This window comes from Proteus sp. MB838, from assembly GCF_054767435.1.
The window spans coordinates 1-353 of the sequence record NZ_BAABMO010000119.1 but is presented as its reverse complement, the minus strand read 5'-3'; the positions used below and the strand labels follow the sequence as shown (position 1 = coordinate 353).

The 353-nt window shown below is 50.7% G+C and carries 1 tRNA gene and 2 rRNA genes; all 3 read right to left on the bottom strand.

From position 1 onward, the window contains the following. Positions 1-95, bottom strand: a 5S ribosomal RNA gene (gene rrf, locus ACYUCW_RS18215); the annotation flags it as partial. A gap of 49 nt (positions 96-144) precedes the next feature. After that, positions 145-220, bottom strand: a tRNA-Thr gene (locus ACYUCW_RS18210). A gap of 44 nt (positions 221-264) precedes the next feature. Then, positions 265-353, bottom strand: a 5S ribosomal RNA gene (gene rrf, locus ACYUCW_RS18205); the annotation flags it as partial.

Sequence of the window (353 nt, the reverse complement as noted above, 5' to 3'; positions counted from 1 at the left end):
ACATGGGGAGACCCCACACTACCATCGGCGCTACGGCGTTTCACTTCTGAGTTCGGCATGGGATCAGGTGGGACCACCGCGCTATGGCCGCTAAGCAAATTCTGTATATAACTATCTGTTTATGTAGTTATCAATAATTTTTTATGGTGCTGATACCCAGATTCGAACTGGGGACCTCACCCTTACCAAGGGTGTGCTCTACCAACTGAGCCATATCAGCACTAGTGGCTTATTGTCACCGGCTGACACAGCCTAAATATTGATGCTTGGCAGTTCCCTACTCTCACATGGGGAGACCCCACACTACCATCGGCGCTACGGCGTTTCACTTCTGAGTTCGGCATGGGATCAGG